Origin of the sequence: Pseudomonas paraeruginosa PA7, assembly GCF_000017205.1 — a bacterium.
In the GTDB taxonomy this organism is placed as follows: Bacteria; Pseudomonadota; Gammaproteobacteria; order Pseudomonadales; family Pseudomonadaceae; genus Pseudomonas; species Pseudomonas paraeruginosa.
On the sequence record NC_009656.1, the window covers coordinates 4,963,147 to 4,978,065 of the forward strand.

A 14,919-nucleotide genomic window follows, 5' to 3' on the forward strand; every position below is an offset into this window, starting at 1 on the left:
GCCAGCGGCGTTATCCGCCCGACACGGCAGTGGATCGTCCAGGCACCGGCTACTGGACCAGTTGGTTCATCTCGATGATCGGCATCAGCACCGCCATCACGATCATCAGCACCACGCCGCCCATGACCACGATCATCAGCGGTTCGAGCAACGCGGTCATGCCCATGGCACGGCGTTCGATGTCGCGCGACAGGGTCTGCGCCGCGCGGTCGAGCATCGGTGGCAGCGCGCCGGTCTTCTCGCCGCTGGCGATCAGGTGGGTGAGGATCGGCGGGAATACCTGCCGCGCGCGCAGCGCCGAGGCCAGCGAGACGCCCTCGCGAACCTGCGCGGTGGCCTCCTCCACCGCCCACGCCAGGCAGTCGTTGGCCAGGGTCTGGCGCGCCGCGTCGAGCGCGCGCAGCAGCGGCACGCCGGCGCTGCCGAGGATCGCCAGGGTGGAGGCGAAGCGCGCGGTATTCACCCCGAGCACGAAGCGGCCGATCAGGGGCAGGCGCAGCACCCGGCGATGCCAGTCGAGCCGCGCCTGCGGGTTGCGCAGGTACAGGCGCCAGCCCCAGAAACCACCGCCGAGGGCTCCCGCGCAGAGCCAGCCCCAGGCGCGCACGAAGTCACTGGCCTGGAGCATCACCCGGGTCAGCGCCGGCAGGTCCTGGCGCGCCTGGGAAAAGGCGCTGACCACCTGCGGCACCACGTAGCCGAGGAGGAAGATGACGATACCGATGGAAACCACGCCGACCACCGCCGGATAGATGAACGCGGTGAGGATCTTGCCACGCAAGGCGTTGCGTTCCTCGATGTAGTCGGCCAGGCGCTCCATTACCTGGGCCAGGTCGCCGGACTCCTCGCCCGCCGCCACCAGCGCCCGGTAGATTTCCGGAAAGTCGCGCGGCCGCGCGGCGAGGGCGTCGGCCAGGCGCATGCCGCCGCGCACGTCGCTGCGCACGGCGCCGAGGGTCTGTGCAATATGCTTGCGCTCGGCCTGGTCGAGGGTCGCGCTCAGCGCCGCTTCCAGCGGCAGGCTGGCGGCCAGCAGGCTGGCCAGCTGGCGGGTGGCCCAGGCCAGGTCGCCGTCGGACAGGCGTGGGGCGAACAGCGCGCCCGCCCCTTGCCCGGTCCCGCCACCAGCCTGCTCGCGGACCTCCAGCGGAGTCAGGCCGCGGGCGCGCAGCTGGCCGAGGGCACCGCGCGGGCTGTCCGCCTCCAGGGTCCCGGTCTCGATCCGCCCCTGGGCGTCGGCGGCTTCGTAGCGGAAGGTCTGCATCAGGCGTCCCGGGTCACGCGGAGGATTTCCTCCAGGGTGGTGGCGCCGCTGGCGATCCAGCGCTCGCCGTCCTCGCGCATGCTGCGCATGCCGGCGGCGCGGGCGGCTTCGCGGAGATCCTGCTCGGCGCGGCCCTGGTGGACCAGGCGACGGATCTCGTCGTCGATCACGAACAGCTCGTGGATGCCGGTGCGCCCGCTGTAGCCGGTGTGGTTGCAGGCCGGGCAGCCGACCGCGCGCCAACCGCCGTCCTCTTCGACCCGGCAGTGCGTGCACAGGCGCCGCACCAGGCGCTGGGCGAGCACGCCGAGCATCGACGAGGCGAGCAGGAATGGCTCGACGCCCATGTCCACCAGCCGGGTCACCGCCGACACCGCGTCGTTGGTGTGCAGCGTGGCCAGCACCAGGTGCCCGGTGAGCGAGGCCTGCACGGCGATCTGCGCGGTCTCCAGGTCGCGGATCTCGCCGATCATGATGATGTCCGGGTCCTGCCGGAGGATCGCCCGCAGGGCCACGGCGAAGGTCATGTCGATGCGCGCGTTGACCTGGATCTGGCTGATCCCGGGCAGGTCGTACTCCACCGGGTCCTCGACGGTGAGGATGTTGCTGGTGCTGGCGTCGAGCCGCGCCAGGGCGGCGTAGAGGGTGGTGGTCTTGCCGCTGCCGGTGGGCCCGGTGACCAGCACGATGCCGTGCGGCTGGCGGATCAGCTGGTCCAGCGGCGCCAGCACCCCCGGGGCCATGCCCAGGGTCTCCAGCTTCAGGCGCCCGGCCTGCTTGTCCAGCAGACGCATCACCACCCGCTCGCCGTGCCCGGTGGGTACGGTGGAGACGCGGATGTCGATCGGTCGCCCGGCCACCCGCAGGGCGATGCGGCCGTCCTGGGGCAGGCGTTTCTCGGCGATGTCCAGCTGCGCCATGATCTTGATCCGCGATACCAGCGCCGCGTGCAGCGCCTTGCGCGGCGCGACCACGTCGCGCAGGGCGCCGTCGACGCGGTAGCGCACCACCGAATGGGTCTCGAAGGGCTCGATGTGGATGTCGCTGGCCTCGTCGCGCGCGGCCTGGGTCAGCAGCGCGTTGATCATGCGGATCACCGGCGCGCCGTCCTGGGTGTCGAGCAGGTCGGTGACCTCGGGGATGTCGTCCAGCAGGCGGTCGAGGTCGACCTCGCTCTCCGCCGCGCCGACCACCGCCGCGGCGCTGCCGGTGTCGGAATAGGCGCTGGCCAGCAGGGTGTCGAGTTCGTCATCGCGGACGCTCTCGAGACTGGCCACGGCATGCCGCTGGCGCACCTCGCTGATCGCCCAGCCGGGCGTGCGCGGACTGACCAGCAGGGTCGCGCCGTCGGCGCCCGGCCGCAGCAGGGCGCGCTGCGCCTTGGCCCAGGCGTAGGGCAGCAGGCTCACAGCGGCGCCGCCTCGTCCAGCGGTACCGCACGCAACGGCCGCGGGGTCGGGCGCAGGTCGTAGGCGGCCTGCGGGATGCCCTGCTCCGCCGGCGGCAGTACCGGCGCCTGCATGTCGCCGACGCTCCAGTCATGGCGCGGTTGCACGCGCTGCTGGGCGCGGCGGATGAAGTCGTAGCGGTTGAGGGTGATGCTGCGCCCGGCGGCGGCGTCGCGGACGATATAGGGACGCAGGAACACCATCAGGTTGGTCTTGGTCCGCGAGCGCTTCTGGTAGCGGAACAGCGAGCCGACGCCGGGCAGGCTGGAGAGTCCGGGAACGCCGTCGGTGTTGTCCTGCACGTTGTCCTGCAACAGGCCGCCGAGGACCATGATCTGGCCGTCGTCGAGGAGGATGCTGGTATCGATCGCGCGCTTGTTGGTGACCACCCCGGCGACGGTGCTGGCGCGCTCGTCGACGCTGCTGACTTCCTGGTAGACGTCGAGCTTGACCGTGCCGCCTTCGGAAATCTGCGGTCGGATGTTCAGCTTCAGGCCGACGTCCTCGCGCTGGATGGTCTGGAACGGGTTGTTGCTGGTACCGCCGCCGTCGGTGACGTACTGGCCGCTGACGAAGGGTATGGTCTGGCCGACCATGATGCTCGCCGACTCGTTGTCCAGGGTCAGAAGGTTCGGGGTCGACAGCACGTTGGTGCCGCCGCGGCTCTTCAGCGCCCGGGCGAGCACCTTGAGGTCGAGGATCTTGCCGATCCCCGGGATGTCCACGGTGCCATCCACCAGGCCGATGTTGAGGCCCTTGGGCAGCACGTCGATGCTGTTCCTGGCGGCCGTGTTCAGCGCCGACTGGCCGAAGTTGACCCCGCCGATCACGCCATTGCCGCCGAGGTTGCCGGCCTGCCACTGGATGCCGAACTCGCTGGAATCGTCCTCGCTGACCTCGACGATCAGGCTTTCGATCACCACCTGGGCGCGGCGCTGGTCGAGCAGGTCGATGACTTCGCGGAGGTTGCGGTACAGCGGCTCGGGCGCGGAGATCAGCAGGGTATTGGTGGTGGCGTCGGCCTGCACGGTGACGCCGCCGGCGGAGAACGCCGAGTTCTCCTCGCCCATCGCACCGGGTCCGCCGCCGGCCTGGCCGCTGCCCATCGCACCGTAGGCGCCGCCGCTGCGGTTACCGCCGCCCAGCCCGCTGGAACCGCTGCCCGTGGTATTGCCGCTGGTTCCCAGGCCCTGGCTACCAGTACCGCTGTTGCCGCCACCGAGCATGCCGCCGCCGCTCAGGCGCGCGCGCTGCTGGTCGCCCTCGTTGCCCTCGCCGCCGCTGTCGCCGGTGATCAGCCCGCGCAGGGCCTGGGCCAGGCGGGTCGCCTGGGCGTTGCGCAGGTACACCACGTGGAGGTTGCCGGGGTTGCTCTGCACGCTGTCGAGCTTGCCGATCAGCTCGCGCGCCAGCTGCGTGCGCTCCGGGCTCGGCGAGCGGATCACGATGCTGTTGGAGCGTGGATCGGCGAGCACCACGGTCTTCTGGCCCTGCTCGGCGCCACCGCTGCCCTGATTGTCGAGCAGTTCGGAGACGGTGCTGGCGATGTCCACCGCGATGCCGTTCTGGATCGGCACCACATCGGTGTCGCTGGCGCTGGGGGTGTCGATGCTGGCGATGATCCCGGCGACCCGGTCGAGGTTTTCCGCGTAGTCGGTGACCACCACGGTGTTGTTCCCCGGATAGGCGTTGATCGGATTGTTCTGCGCGACGATCGGGCGCAGCACCGGGATCAGGTTCACCGCGTTCTCGTAGCGCAGGCGGAAGGTCCGCGTGACCATCCCGTTGGCCGCCGGCCGGTCGGCGCCGTAGACCGGCCCGCCGAGCAGCTTGGCGTCGGCCTCCGGCACCACCTGGCTGACGCCGTCGACGTCGACCACGCTGAAGCCCTGCATACGCAGGGCGCTGGTGAGCATCCGGTAGGCGGTGCGCGCCGGCACCTGGCCTTCGGAGACCAGGGTCAGCTTGCCTTTCACCCGCGGGTCGACCAGGAACTGCCGGCCAGTGGCGCGCGACAGCGCGCGCACCACCGCTTCCACCTCGGTATCGACGAAATTCAGGCTAACCGGCTGCTCGCCGAGTTCGGCCGGAGCTGCCGGAGCCGGGGCGCCGCCGCTGGAGCGCGGCCCGCCGCGCCCGGCGCCCAGCGCGCGGCGGGCCTGCTCGGCCTGGGGTCGCCCAGCGACATCGGCGTTGCGCAACGGCGCGCCGGAGCGGACGCTGCTCAATGGCCGGCCGATTTCCTCATCGGCCGGTGGCACGCCGGGAAGCTTCGGCGTCTCGCTGCACGCCGCGACCAGCAGCGCGCCCAGCGCCACGCCCAGTACAGGCCAACGACGCCGGGCAGGATGGAAAGCTGTTTGCCTCATGGGGAATCCTTGGGAGCGGAAGTCGACTGCAAATGGATCGAGGCGGACACCAGCCCGCCGGCGGCTTGCTCCTCGGTGGGCGCCTCGAGACGCGTCACCCGTGCCTGGTCGACGCTCAGGCGCAATGCTGTCGGGCTGCGCGCCAGCCAGCGCAGCAAGGCCTCGCCGGAAGCGCTGGCGAAGTCCAGTTGCCACTGGCCGGGCCCTATCGCCTCCAACTGGAAACCATCCAGGCCCTGGTCGCGCAGGCTGCGGCCGATCGCCTGGGCATCCGCCGCACCATCCAGGAGCGGGCCGCGCAGCGCCTCGACTTCGCCCAGCACAGCGTCCACCGCCGCCGCCTGCGAACGCAGGCGGGGCAGCTCGGCCTGCCAGTGCTCGATGCGCGCCAGCGGCGGCTCGACGAAGAGTTGCCAGGTCAGCGCCAGGCCCAGCGCCAGGCCGCCGCCGGCGACGGTCCTGCGCTCGCGCGGAGCCAGTCGCCGCCAGTAGGCCTGCGCCCGCCGCAGCAGGGGATTCCAGCGCTGCGCCGGAGCCGTCAGGAAGCCCGCCAGGCGCCTATTCATCGCCGGCCACCCCGGTCTCGCCACCATCCGCCGTGCCCGGCGCCAGCGGCGTTTCCGCGGCACGCACCTGCCAGCCCCTGTCGGAGGCGTCGGCCTGCAGGCCATGCTTGCCCAACTCTCCCTGCCAGGTGGCGGCATCGGTGATGGCGGGCCCCGGCAACAGGGCCAGGTCCAGTTCGCCGTCGCGGTAGTCCAGGCGCTGCAGGCGCCCGGCGAGGAACGGCATCGCCTCGCCGGTGCCATGCAGCAGCGCGGCCAGTCCCGGCGCGGCATCGCCATCGGCCTTGCCGGCCAGGTAGGCGTCTCGGCGCTCGCGAGCCTGGCGCAGCGGATCGAGCACCACCGGCAGTTCGGGAAACGCCTGCTGTACGCGCTGGATGCCCTGCCGTTGCAGGGCCTGGCCCTGCCCCGCCAGGCGCCCGGCATACAGGTTCAGGCCGGCGACCCACACCAGCAGGGCGAGGGCGGCGCAGGTCAGGGGGAGCTTCCAGGTGCCACGACCGGCACCCGCCATCGGCTGTTTCAGCGCCAGTCCCCAGGGGCAGGCGGGCCCGCTCCAGCGCAACGCCTCGTCCAGCGCCTCGGTCCGCGCCAGGGTGGCGCAGTTCCACGTTGGCCGTTCGCCCAGCCAGTACAGGCGCAAATCCTCCGGCAACTCGTCCAGGCCTTGTTCCGGCAAGGGGTGGACCGCGGCATCGGTCAGCGAGCGGCGCAGCAGGAGATGGCCATCCCACTCGCCGGCCACCCAGCCGTCTTCGCGCAACGGCAGCAGGAACGGCGCGGCCTGCACCTGTCGCACATCGAGCCGCAGGCGCTGCAGGGCCTGCTCCAGCGGAGCCAGGGCCGACGCCTCCAGCCAGCCCAGGGTCAGGCCCCCGTCGGCGCCGCGCGGCCCATGGGCCAGGCGCAGTTGCGCCGGATCGCCGAGGACCAGCGCCTCGGCCGCGCAGTTCACCGCGGCGGCGAGCTTCGCCGCGGGCAGCGCCGGCAGCTCGAGAGCAGCCAGGCGGCAATCGCGCGGATGCAGGTAGAGTTCCACGGGCAGGCCCTGGCGCCGCTGCGCCAGTTCCCCGAGGGACAGTTGGCAACGCTCCAGGAGCACTCCCCGCGCATCCAGGCGCAGGCAATCCAGCGACGCCGCCTCGGCGAACCCGGCCAGCGGCGGCAGCAGGCAACGCCAGGCGGCCTTCACGGGCCCACCCTCAGCCAGTTCACCGTGGTGCGCTCGCCGGCCTGCCGCTGCAGCAGGGCCTGCAGACGCACCTGTTGCTGCTCGCGCTGGGCGTAGGCATCGAGCAGGAACCAGTCGCTGGTGATCCCGACCTTCACCGACTGCGCCTGCAACTGCGGCATGTTCAGGCGGTTGACGAAGTCGCCGCGGTTGAGGAACCAGCGGCCCTGGTCGCGCTCGCCGACCACCCGCCGCGCCTGCTCCAGGCCGAGCCCGGGAACGCAGGCGGCGAGCACTTCGGCACGCGCGGTGTTGCCGTTGACCCAGGTGCTTTCGGGCAGGATGGTGACGTAGGGGCGCAACCGCTCCAGGGTCGCCGCCGGAATCCCCAGCCGCGCCAGATCGTCGAACCGCCGGAGCGGCGGTCGGCGTGCCGCAAGCGCTCGCCGCGCAGCGCCCGGTGAGGTTTCGCGACCGCTGTCGAAACCCGGGGGACGCGTATCGGCCAATGGCACCTCGGCGGGTAGCCGCGCATAGGAGGCGAGCACTCGCTCGACGATCAGCCGCGCGTCCTTCGGGCGCACGCCGAGCAGCCCAGCGAGGCGTTCGAAATTGGCCTGTTCCTGCGCATCGGGACGCTGGTCGACCAACAGGTTGCGCAGGTTGAACTTGCCCTGTTCATCTTCCATCCGGCCGTTGAACAGCAACTCGGCGTCGCTCAGGCGCAGATCGCGCATCGGTCGCGCCCAACGCTGGTCGAGGCGGGTCAGCGGGTCGCGGCGGCTGTCCTCGAGCAGCAACTGGCGACTCCACTCCAGGCCGCCGCGCAGCATCCAGCTGGCGCGGATGCGCAGTTGCTCGCTCTCCAGACCGCGGATATACGCACCCTGGCGGGCGATCAGGCCGGCGGCGATGACCGCGACCACGGTGACGATCAGCAGCGCGCTGATGATCGCCATGCCGCGCTGGTGACGGCCGTTCATGGCGCGCTCAGAGCTGCCAGGAGCCGATGTCGGCGTTGATGCCCTCGCCGCCCGGCTGGCCGTCGGCGCCGAGGGAGAAGACATCGATCTCGCCGTTCACGCCCGGGTTCAGGTACTGGTAGGGCTTGCCCCAGGGATCGTTGGGCAGGCGCTCCAGGTACGAGCGCCAGTTGCTCGCCGAGGCATCGGCGGGACGTTCCGCCAGCACCTTGAGGCCCTGCGCCTGGCTCGGATAGCGCCCCTGGTCGAGGCGGTAGAGCTTGAGCGCCTGCATCAGTCCGGAAATGTCCTGGCGCGCCGCGGTGGCGCGGGCCTGGTCGGGCCGGTCGAGCACCTTGGGTACCACCATCGCGGCGAGGATGCCGAGGATCACCACCACCACCATGATCTCGATCAGGGTGAAGCCCCGTTGTCCCCGACGTCCTTTCGGGCTGGAGCTGAACTGCACGATATCCATCTCGACACTCCTCGGCATGGTTCGATTCGCCGCGGATTGTTTCAGGAAGATATGTCAACGATATTGAAAATCCTCGGGTGCGCACCTCTCCCGCAGGGGCGCGGAAGGCCCTGGAACAGGGCTCTCCGGCAGGTCTTGGAAGGCCCGCCGGGGGAGCCCTCCCGAGCTTTTGTCAGGTATCGGTCAGATTCCCCGGCTAGCCTGGAAGCCCTCCTTTCGCCGACCCGCGATGCCCATGCCCTCTTCTTCCCGCGGTTTCACCCTGATCGAGGTGCTGGTGGCCCTGGCCATCGTCGCCATCGCCCTGGCCGCAGCGATCCGCGCGGTGGGCCTGATGACCGATGGCAACGGCCTGCTGCGCGACAAGTCGCTGGCCCTGCTGGCGGCGCAAAGCCGTCTCGCCGAACTGCGCCTGGATGGGGCCGTGCGTCCCGGCGAGAGCGATTTCGAATGCTCCCAGGGGCGCCTGCGGCTGTACTGCGAGCAGCGCGTCCAGGCCACCGCCGACCCGGCCCTGCTGTGGGTGGAGATCCGCGTACGCGCGCAGCGCGAACAGGCCGTCCCGCTGGCACGCCTGAATACCCTGCTGAGCCGCGTGCCCTGATGTCAGCCGCGCTTGAGGGTGGCCAGTGGCGGCGGCTCGGCGAGCCGCGGCATGGCTACCCGGCGAACCTCGCCGTTCTGCTCGATGAGCACCGCGTCGGCCTCGATCCGCCGTACCTTCGCCGCACGCCCCAGCGCCTCGCCCTCGCGGTAGGCCTGGAGTGGCGCGCCATTCACCGAAAGGATGGCGATCGCCGCCGGCCCCCCACCGATCAGCCCGGCCAGGGACACCTCGATCTCGCTGGAAGGTGCCGCGAACCAGCGCTGCGCGGGCTCCTCGCTGGACACTGGCGGAGCGGCGCCGACTTCGGCCTGGACCACGCCGGGAATCGGCGCCAACAGCAGGTAGCCCCAGAACAGCAGGCCGGCGAGAAGCGCCAGAACGGCGGCGAGCTGGACCAGGCGGGGCGGGTCGATACGGGGTATGGCCGGCATGGCGGGACACTCCTGGAGAATGAACGGCGGGCACCGCGAACGGCGCCTCGGAACCAGCCTAGCGCCGAATTCTCTCCGTTATGTTTCACACGCCGATCATCTTCGTCGGGCAGGCTGGAGCCTTCTATCCCTGCGAAGAGGCATGCGGTGGCGGGTTCCCGGCAAGGCGGCTTCACCCTGATCGAACTGATGGTGGTGCTGGTGATCGTCGGCATCGCCACGGCGGCCATCAGCCTGAGCACCCGTCCCGATCCGACCCGGTTGTTGCGCCAGGACGCCGCGCGCCTGGCGCAATTGCTGGAGATCGCCCAGGGCGAGGCGCGGTTGCGCGGCACGCCGATCCTCTGGCAGGCCAACGCAAAGGGCTACCGCTTCAGTCCGCAGGCGTATCGCGGCAAGGCCGACGCCTTCGCCGCCGACGCCCAGTTGCGCGCGCGCCACTGGCAGGCCGCGCCGCTGCGGGTCAGCGTGCGCCCGTCGCGACCGGTACTGCTGGATGCCGAATGGATCGGCGCGCCGTTGCTCATCATCCTTTCCGATGGACAGCACAGCGTCACCGTGCGGCGCGAGGCGAACGGCCATGTGCGGGTGCGCTGAGCGCGCCTCGGCAGCGCGCCGGCAAGGCGGCTTCACGCTCATCGAGGTGATGGTCGCGATCATGCTCATGGCCATCGTCAGCCTGATGGCCTGGCGCGGCCTGGACAGCATCACCCGGGCCAGCGCGCACCTGGAGGCGACTACCGAGCAGAGCGCCGCGCTGCTTCGCGCGCTGAACCAGCTGGAACGCGACATCGCCCTGCACGCCCCCAGCCGGGAAGAAGCCTCCCCCATCGATGGCGAGGAGCCTGCGCAGCCGCGCGATCGGCTGCCGCCTGGTCTCGAACTCAAGCGGCTCGGCGAAATCCCGCTGCGCCTGGACATCGTCCGCGCCAGCGCCGAACCCGGCGCGCCGCTGCAACGAGTGCGCTGGTGGCGCCAGGGCAAGATCCTCTACCGCGCCGCCTCGCCCAGCGGCGATCGCTTGCCGCTGCCGGCGCTGGCGGAGCGGGTGGCGGTGCTGGAGGACGTGACCCGCTTCGAGATCCGCGCCTGGGTGCCGGGCAAGGGCTGGACGCGCCTGCCGGCGCACGGCAAGGTGCGCGCCAGCGGGCTGGAGATCAGCCTGGCGCGGGTCACCGGCAATGGCGTGGAGCGTTACCGGCGGGTGGTGGCTTTGCCGTGAGCCGACGATTCAGCCGAGCAGCACCACCCCGCCCGGCAAGCGGGTGACTTCGATGCCGTAGGCGTCGCGGATCAGGGTCGCCACGTCGGCCAGCTGGTCGAGGCTGAAGCGGGCCTGGACCCGGCGCCGGCCGAGGGTCTTGTCGAGCAACAGGAGCATCCCGGGACGGTAGCGGTTGATCTCGTCGATCAGGGTGGCCAGCGGTACGTCGTTGAACACCAGCATGCGCTCGCGCCAGGCCATCACCTCGGCGGCATCGAAAGGCACCGGCGGACCGTTGCGGCGCTCATCGAAGGTCAGTTGCTGGCCGGCCTCGAGGTCCAGCCGCTGGCCCAGGTGATCGAGCACGACGCGGCCCTCCAGGCAGGTCACCACGCAGACATCGTCGTTGCTGCGCACATTGAAGCGGGCCCGGCTGGCGCTCAGCCAGGCGCTCCCGGCCAGTACCCGCAATCCGCTCTGCGGCGGGTGGCTGGCGATGATCTCGGCTTCGCCGCTGAGCAACTCGATGGTTTCCTGTTGCTCGCGGTTGCGCCGCACGTTCAGGCGGGTCCGGGTGTTCATCTCGATCCGCGTCCCGCCGCTCACCTGCACCTGGCGCTGCTCGCCGACCGCTGTCACGTAGTCGGCGCCGCCCAGCCCCTGTCCGAGCAGCGACGGACGCAGGGCGAACAGCGCCACCGAGGCGGCCAGCGCCCCGCCGACGAACCAGCGGCGCCCGAAACGCCGCGGCGTCCGCGTGGCTACCCGCGCCACGGCCCGTGGCTCCAGCGGGAGCGCGGCGGCACTGCCGAGGGTCTGCCAGAGATCACGCGCCTCGACGAACGCCCGCAGGTGTTCCGGACTGCGCGCGCACCACTGGCGGAAGGCCCGCGCGTCGCCCTGGGTGACGCGTCCGGAGGTCAGGCTGATCACCCAGGCCTGCGCCTCGCGGCGAAGATCGCCGGTTTCATCGGCGGCGGAGTCGGAGGCTGTCATGGCTGTGCTTTACGGACACCGGAATGGCTCATGGATTGAAGGCGGCCGCGACGGTTTCGGCCTGCTTGTTCTTATGACGGTTTTCCGGCCCCGGGACCGAACCTCTGGATGACTTTTCTTTCTAGACGCTCCGCGCAGTACCACAGCGCGGCCTTGAGTTCCTTCTCCACGGTGCGGGTGGAAATGCCGAAGCGACGGGAAATCTCCAGGTGCGGCGTTTCCTCCAGGCGCGAAGCGATGAGGATCTGCCGGCGCCGCGCGGGCAGCTCGCAGAGCGCCTCCACCAGGCGGCGGATGTCGGCGTGGCCACCGACGATGCGTTCCGGGTCGAGGCCTTCGTCGGGCACCTGCAGTAGCTCCGCCACCTCCTCCCCGGTGAGCAGCCGGGCGTCGCCCTCGCGGCGGTCGGCGGCGATGTTCAGGGCGATGCGGAACAGGTAGGCCTGGGGCTTCCTGACCTCCAGGGCGTGATCCATCCGGTCGACCCGCAGATAGGTCTCGTGCAGGACATCGCTGGCCAGGTCCTCGGAACCCAGGCGCCGCTTCAGGCGCGCCTTGAAGTCGTCGTAGGAGGCAAGGAACAGCTTGACCATCGCGCTTTGCGGCGATTCGCTCATGACCCTCCCACTCCCTCCCTCAACGTGCATTCCATGGCCCTGTCCGTCGCCTTCGGCAGCAACAGGATGGTCAGCGGCTGGGCCAGCGTGGCCGGCGTCGCGCGCATCACCCTCACTCCGCGCAGGCTCTCGACCAGGGCGCCGTCGCGCCGGGCATCGCCGGTCGAGCCGAGCAGGCGGCTGTGGCGTACCTCGCCATGGCGTCCGATCCAGAGCTGCAACACCGCCCGGTAGGTGCCGGGACGGGTGTGTGGCGAACGATACAGCTGTTCCTCCAGGGCCGCCTGGAGCGCTCCGGCGTAGCCGCGATCCAGGGGCTGCACGGCCCGCGACGAGGAGATCGGCGACGCAACGACGCTCCTGGCGGCTTGCGCCGGCAGCAGGGTGAACGCCTCCTGGCTGGTATAGCGCGCCATCAGACCGGTGCCGTCGAGCAGCCGGGCCAGGGCGTCACTGGCGGTGAAGCGGCCCTGCAATCGTGCCGAACGCCGCCCGCGGGCCAGTTCGCCATCCACCAGAACCGCCATTCCCGTCACTCCGCTGTAGGTCACCAGCGCCGCTGCCAGGCCCTGCGGGGGAATATCGAATTCATGCACCGCCAGGCGCAACATCGGCCTGCCACTTTCACCCGGCACGGCGCCGGGCGCCGGCAACACCATGCCGAGGCCGAGCAACGACACTGCACACGACCTTGCCACCCCGAGGATCGACATCGACGGATTCCAGTCCGAACTACCCGGTGCAGGCCAGATGGCCATCACCCAGGAGGGACATCCTGATGGCACTGTGTGACTGTGGTGTGACGGCGCGCGCGGTGACATGTTTTCGCCGATTGCCGTATAAGCGGGAAACCACCATCCCAGCGCGGGAGAATCGTCATGCACCGTTCATCGCGGATCCTGCCGGGCCTGTTCCTGGGCCTGGCCATGTCCACCGCCCAGGCCGACGAGCCGACGCCACCGGCGAACTGCATCAGCACCAAGGTCAATGGTTACCAGGCGCTGTCCTATGAATGCCTGAGCCAGCAGATGGCCGACCCGGAGAGCGCGGCCAGGGCCCGCCGCGAACAGGAGCTGGATTCCGCCGCCATCGTCCGGCGTCCGCCAAACCAGCTCGGCCTGTACAACCAGTCGGCGACACGCATTCGCCTGGGTACCTCGTTCGGCAACTCGGTGGAAGCGCAGCGGCCACCTCGTTAAGGGCTTCCATCTGCCGACGCCGGCCTTCATTCGCCCTGCCGGTCGGACACGCTGTTCCTGGCCGGCGGCAAGACAAAAAAGCCCCGGACCAGGCCGGGGCACTCGTCGTCGGCAGGGTTGGCCGCCGACCAAAGGAGAAGGAACGCCACTCAGGCGAAGGTACGCTCCAGCAGGTCGCCGAAACGATTGAAGGCATCGCTGGCGCCCTTCGCGGCCAGGCGCTCTTCCTCGTCGTTCAGTTCGATGCCGTCGAGGATCGCCACGAAGCTCTTCCAGCCCTGGGCGCGACCGCCTTCCGGTTCGGCCAGGTGGCGGGCGCCGAAGTTCTCGTCGAGCTCGAGGGCGGCGGCCTTCTTGAACAGGAACGCCGCGCCCAGCTTCGAGCCCTCGGAAACGAACAGCCAGCCCAGCGCCTCGGCCAGGCTCAGGTCGGCCTCGCGCACGCTCTGGTCGCCTTCCGGCACGGCGTGGCCGAGGTCGGCCAGGTCGGCACGGGCGGCATCGTCGCGGGCGCGGGAAGCCAGGTCGGGGAACAGACGGGCCAGCGCCTCGTTGCGATAAAGCGGCTCCAGGTCATGCTGGAAGAGATACTGGGCAGCGACGAAGCGGGCGAAGTTGTCTCGGCTGGCGAAGGGTTCCTTGCTCTTCACCAGGCTCTCCAGGCGCTGGTGCGGCTCGTTGGTCAGCAGGTTGAGGCGTTGCGAACGCAGGTTTTGCCGAGTGGATTCGGGGGCCAGGGTATCCATTAGGGAAATTCCTTTCGAGAGACGGAACGCATTGGGCCGCCGAGGCGAGCCCAAATATAAATAACGATTCTCAATTATATTCGTTATTGAGTCTCAATGGCATAGAAAAGGATGCCGACCGACAGTCATTGACCAGAAAAGGACTACAGCAAATACTGTATTTACATACAGTAAACGAGTCATTTTCCTTGGCCTCCCTGTCATCCGTAGCCCAGCGTTCCCCTCTCGACACTCTCCCGGGACAAGGAGCAGGCATAGACCTGAATACCCTGCTCGATGCCCGTCGGGTCTGGAAAGGCCAATCCGCTCCCCCGGCCAGCAGCTCCCAGCCCACCGGGCATGCGCGCCTGGACGCGCTGCTACCGGGCGGCGGCTGGCCGGAGCATGCCCTGAGCGAAATCCTCCACGCCCGCGACGGCGTCGGCGAGCTGCAATTGCTGCTACCTACCCTGGTCCGCCTGACCCGGGCACAACGCCGCGTAGTGCTGGTCGGCGCGCCGTACCTGCCCTATCCGCAGGCCTGGCTCGCCGCCGCGGTCGATCTGCGCCACCTGGTCCTGGTCCAGGCCAGCGGCCGTGACGCCCTGTGGGCCGCCGAGCAATGCCTGCGTTCGGGCAGTTGCGCCGCCGTGCTGTGCTGGCCGCAGCAGGCCGATGACCGCGCCCTGCGTCGACTCCAGGTAGCCGCCGAAAGCGGCCAGGCGCTGGGGTTCGCCTATCGCCCCCTGCGAGAAGCGGTCAATCCCTCGCCCGCGGCGCTGCGCCTGTGCCTGGAGAGCCACCCCGCGCGCCTGCGCATCCTCAAGTGCCGGGGCGGCCTCGCGCCGGCGACCTCCCTGCCGGCCAGCGCCTGGCAATGAG

General features: G+C 70.1%; 17 protein-coding genes. 5 read left to right on the plus strand and 12 right to left on the minus strand.

Annotation, left to right across the window (positions count from 1 at the left end; all coding sequences use genetic code 11):
• Nucleotides 1–49: 49 nt before the first annotated feature.
• Genes gspF through gspG form a run of 7 tightly spaced genes read right to left on the minus strand, consistent with a single transcriptional unit; the run spans nucleotide 50 to nucleotide 8,258 of the window.
• A complete protein-coding gene (gene gspF, locus PSPA7_RS22960; RefSeq protein WP_012077083.1) occupies nucleotides 50–1,264 on the minus strand; it encodes a type II secretion system inner membrane protein GspF in 1,215 nt (404 codons plus the stop codon).
• Complete coding sequence (gspE, locus tag PSPA7_RS22965) at nucleotides 1,264–2,673, minus strand: type II secretion system ATPase GspE (protein WP_012077084.1); 1,410 nt, start codon at nucleotides 2,671–2,673, stop codon at nucleotides 1,264–1,266. The genes gspF and gspE overlap by 1 nt, the downstream gene beginning before the upstream one ends.
• A complete protein-coding gene (gspD, locus tag PSPA7_RS22970) occupies nucleotides 2,670–5,081 on the minus strand; it encodes a type II secretion system secretin GspD (protein ID WP_012077085.1) in 2,412 nt (803 codons plus the stop codon). The genes gspE and gspD overlap by 4 nt, the downstream gene beginning before the upstream one ends.
• Complete coding sequence (locus tag PSPA7_RS22975) at nucleotides 5,078–5,647, minus strand: type II secretion system protein M (protein WP_012077086.1); 570 nt, start codon at nucleotides 5,645–5,647, stop codon at nucleotides 5,078–5,080. The genes gspD and PSPA7_RS22975 overlap by 4 nt, the downstream gene beginning before the upstream one ends.
• Nucleotides 5,640–6,839 carry a type II secretion system protein GspL gene (gene gspL, locus PSPA7_RS22980; RefSeq protein WP_012077087.1) on the minus strand — a complete coding sequence of 400 codons (1,200 nt, stop codon included), beginning with the start codon at nucleotides 6,837–6,839 and terminating at the stop codon, nucleotides 5,640–5,642. The genes PSPA7_RS22975 and gspL overlap by 8 nt, the downstream gene beginning before the upstream one ends.
• Nucleotides 6,836–7,801: a type II secretion system minor pseudopilin GspK gene (gspK, locus tag PSPA7_RS22985; RefSeq protein WP_003157395.1), complete on the minus strand. Its 966-nt coding sequence runs from the start codon at nucleotides 7,799–7,801 to the stop codon at nucleotides 6,836–6,838. Before gspK ends, gspL begins: the two co-directional genes overlap by 4 nt.
• Nucleotides 7,802–7,808: 7 nt before the next feature.
• Nucleotides 7,809–8,258, minus strand: a complete 450-nt coding sequence (gene gspG, locus PSPA7_RS22990) for a type II secretion system major pseudopilin GspG (RefSeq protein WP_003157394.1) — start codon at nucleotides 8,256–8,258, stop codon at nucleotides 7,809–7,811.
• A 229-nt stretch (nucleotides 8,259–8,487) separates the two neighbouring features.
• On the opposite strand from gspG, the gene gspI reads away from it, so the two are divergent.
• On the plus strand, nucleotides 8,488–8,862 hold the full coding sequence (gspI, locus tag PSPA7_RS22995) for a type II secretion system minor pseudopilin GspI (RefSeq protein ID WP_041025399.1): 375 nt from the start codon (nucleotides 8,488–8,490) through the stop codon (nucleotides 8,860–8,862).
• 2 nt (nucleotides 8,863–8,864) lie between these two features.
• On the opposite strand, the gene PSPA7_RS23000 is transcribed toward gspI, so the two are convergent.
• The gene (locus PSPA7_RS23000) at nucleotides 8,865–9,296 is read right to left on the minus strand and encodes a type II secretion system protein N (protein WP_012077089.1); all 432 of its coding nucleotides are present in this window, start codon (nucleotides 9,294–9,296) and stop codon (nucleotides 8,865–8,867) included.
• 147 nt (nucleotides 9,297–9,443) lie between these two features.
• On the opposite strand from PSPA7_RS23000, the gene gspH reads away from it, so the two are divergent.
• Together gspH and PSPA7_RS23010 are read left to right on the plus strand one after the other, a co-directional pair.
• On the plus strand, nucleotides 9,444–9,893 hold the full coding sequence (gspH, locus tag PSPA7_RS23005; protein WP_012077090.1) for a type II secretion system minor pseudopilin GspH: 450 nt from the start codon (nucleotides 9,444–9,446) through the stop codon (nucleotides 9,891–9,893).
• Nucleotides 9,877–10,518, plus strand: a complete 642-nt coding sequence (locus PSPA7_RS23010) for a PulJ/GspJ family protein (RefSeq protein WP_041025400.1) — start codon at nucleotides 9,877–9,879, stop codon at nucleotides 10,516–10,518. The genes gspH and PSPA7_RS23010 overlap by 17 nt, the downstream gene beginning before the upstream one ends.
• Nucleotides 10,519–10,527: 9 nt before the next feature.
• Here PSPA7_RS23010 and PSPA7_RS23015 read toward each other — a convergent pair whose 3' ends face one another.
• The 3 genes from PSPA7_RS23015 to PSPA7_RS23025 form a co-directional block, all read right to left on the minus strand.
• A complete protein-coding gene (locus PSPA7_RS23015; RefSeq protein ID WP_012077092.1) occupies nucleotides 10,528–11,496 on the minus strand; it encodes a FecR family protein in 969 nt (322 codons plus the stop codon).
• Nucleotides 11,497–11,567: 71 nt separating this feature from the next.
• On the minus strand, nucleotides 11,568–12,113 hold the full coding sequence (locus PSPA7_RS23020) for an RNA polymerase sigma factor (protein ID WP_003157194.1): 546 nt from the start codon (nucleotides 12,111–12,113) through the stop codon (nucleotides 11,568–11,570).
• Nucleotides 12,110–12,826, minus strand: coding sequence for an STN domain-containing protein (locus PSPA7_RS23025; protein ID WP_041025401.1), 717 nt, complete (start codon nucleotides 12,824–12,826; stop codon nucleotides 12,110–12,112). Before PSPA7_RS23025 ends, PSPA7_RS23020 begins: the two co-directional genes overlap by 4 nt.
• A gap of 165 nt (nucleotides 12,827–12,991) precedes the next feature.
• Here PSPA7_RS23025 and PSPA7_RS23030 point away from each other — a divergent pair, with 165 nt between their 5' ends.
• Nucleotides 12,992–13,312 carry a hypothetical protein gene (locus PSPA7_RS23030; protein ID WP_012077094.1) on the plus strand — a complete coding sequence of 107 codons (321 nt, stop codon included), beginning with the start codon at nucleotides 12,992–12,994 and terminating at the stop codon, nucleotides 13,310–13,312.
• A 149-nt stretch (nucleotides 13,313–13,461) separates the two neighbouring features.
• Here PSPA7_RS23030 and pigA read toward each other — a convergent pair whose 3' ends face one another.
• Entirely contained in the window at nucleotides 13,462–14,058 is a 597-nt protein-coding gene (gene pigA, locus PSPA7_RS23035) for a biliverdin-producing heme oxygenase PigA (RefSeq protein WP_012077095.1), read from the minus strand.
• A gap of 254 nt (nucleotides 14,059–14,312) precedes the next feature.
• Between pigA and imuA the strand changes: the two genes are divergently transcribed.
• On the plus strand, nucleotides 14,313–14,918 hold the full coding sequence (gene imuA / locus PSPA7_RS23040) for a translesion DNA synthesis-associated protein ImuA (RefSeq protein ID WP_033996951.1): 606 nt from the start codon (nucleotides 14,313–14,315) through the stop codon (nucleotides 14,916–14,918).
• Nucleotide 14,919 lies beyond the last annotated feature (1 nt).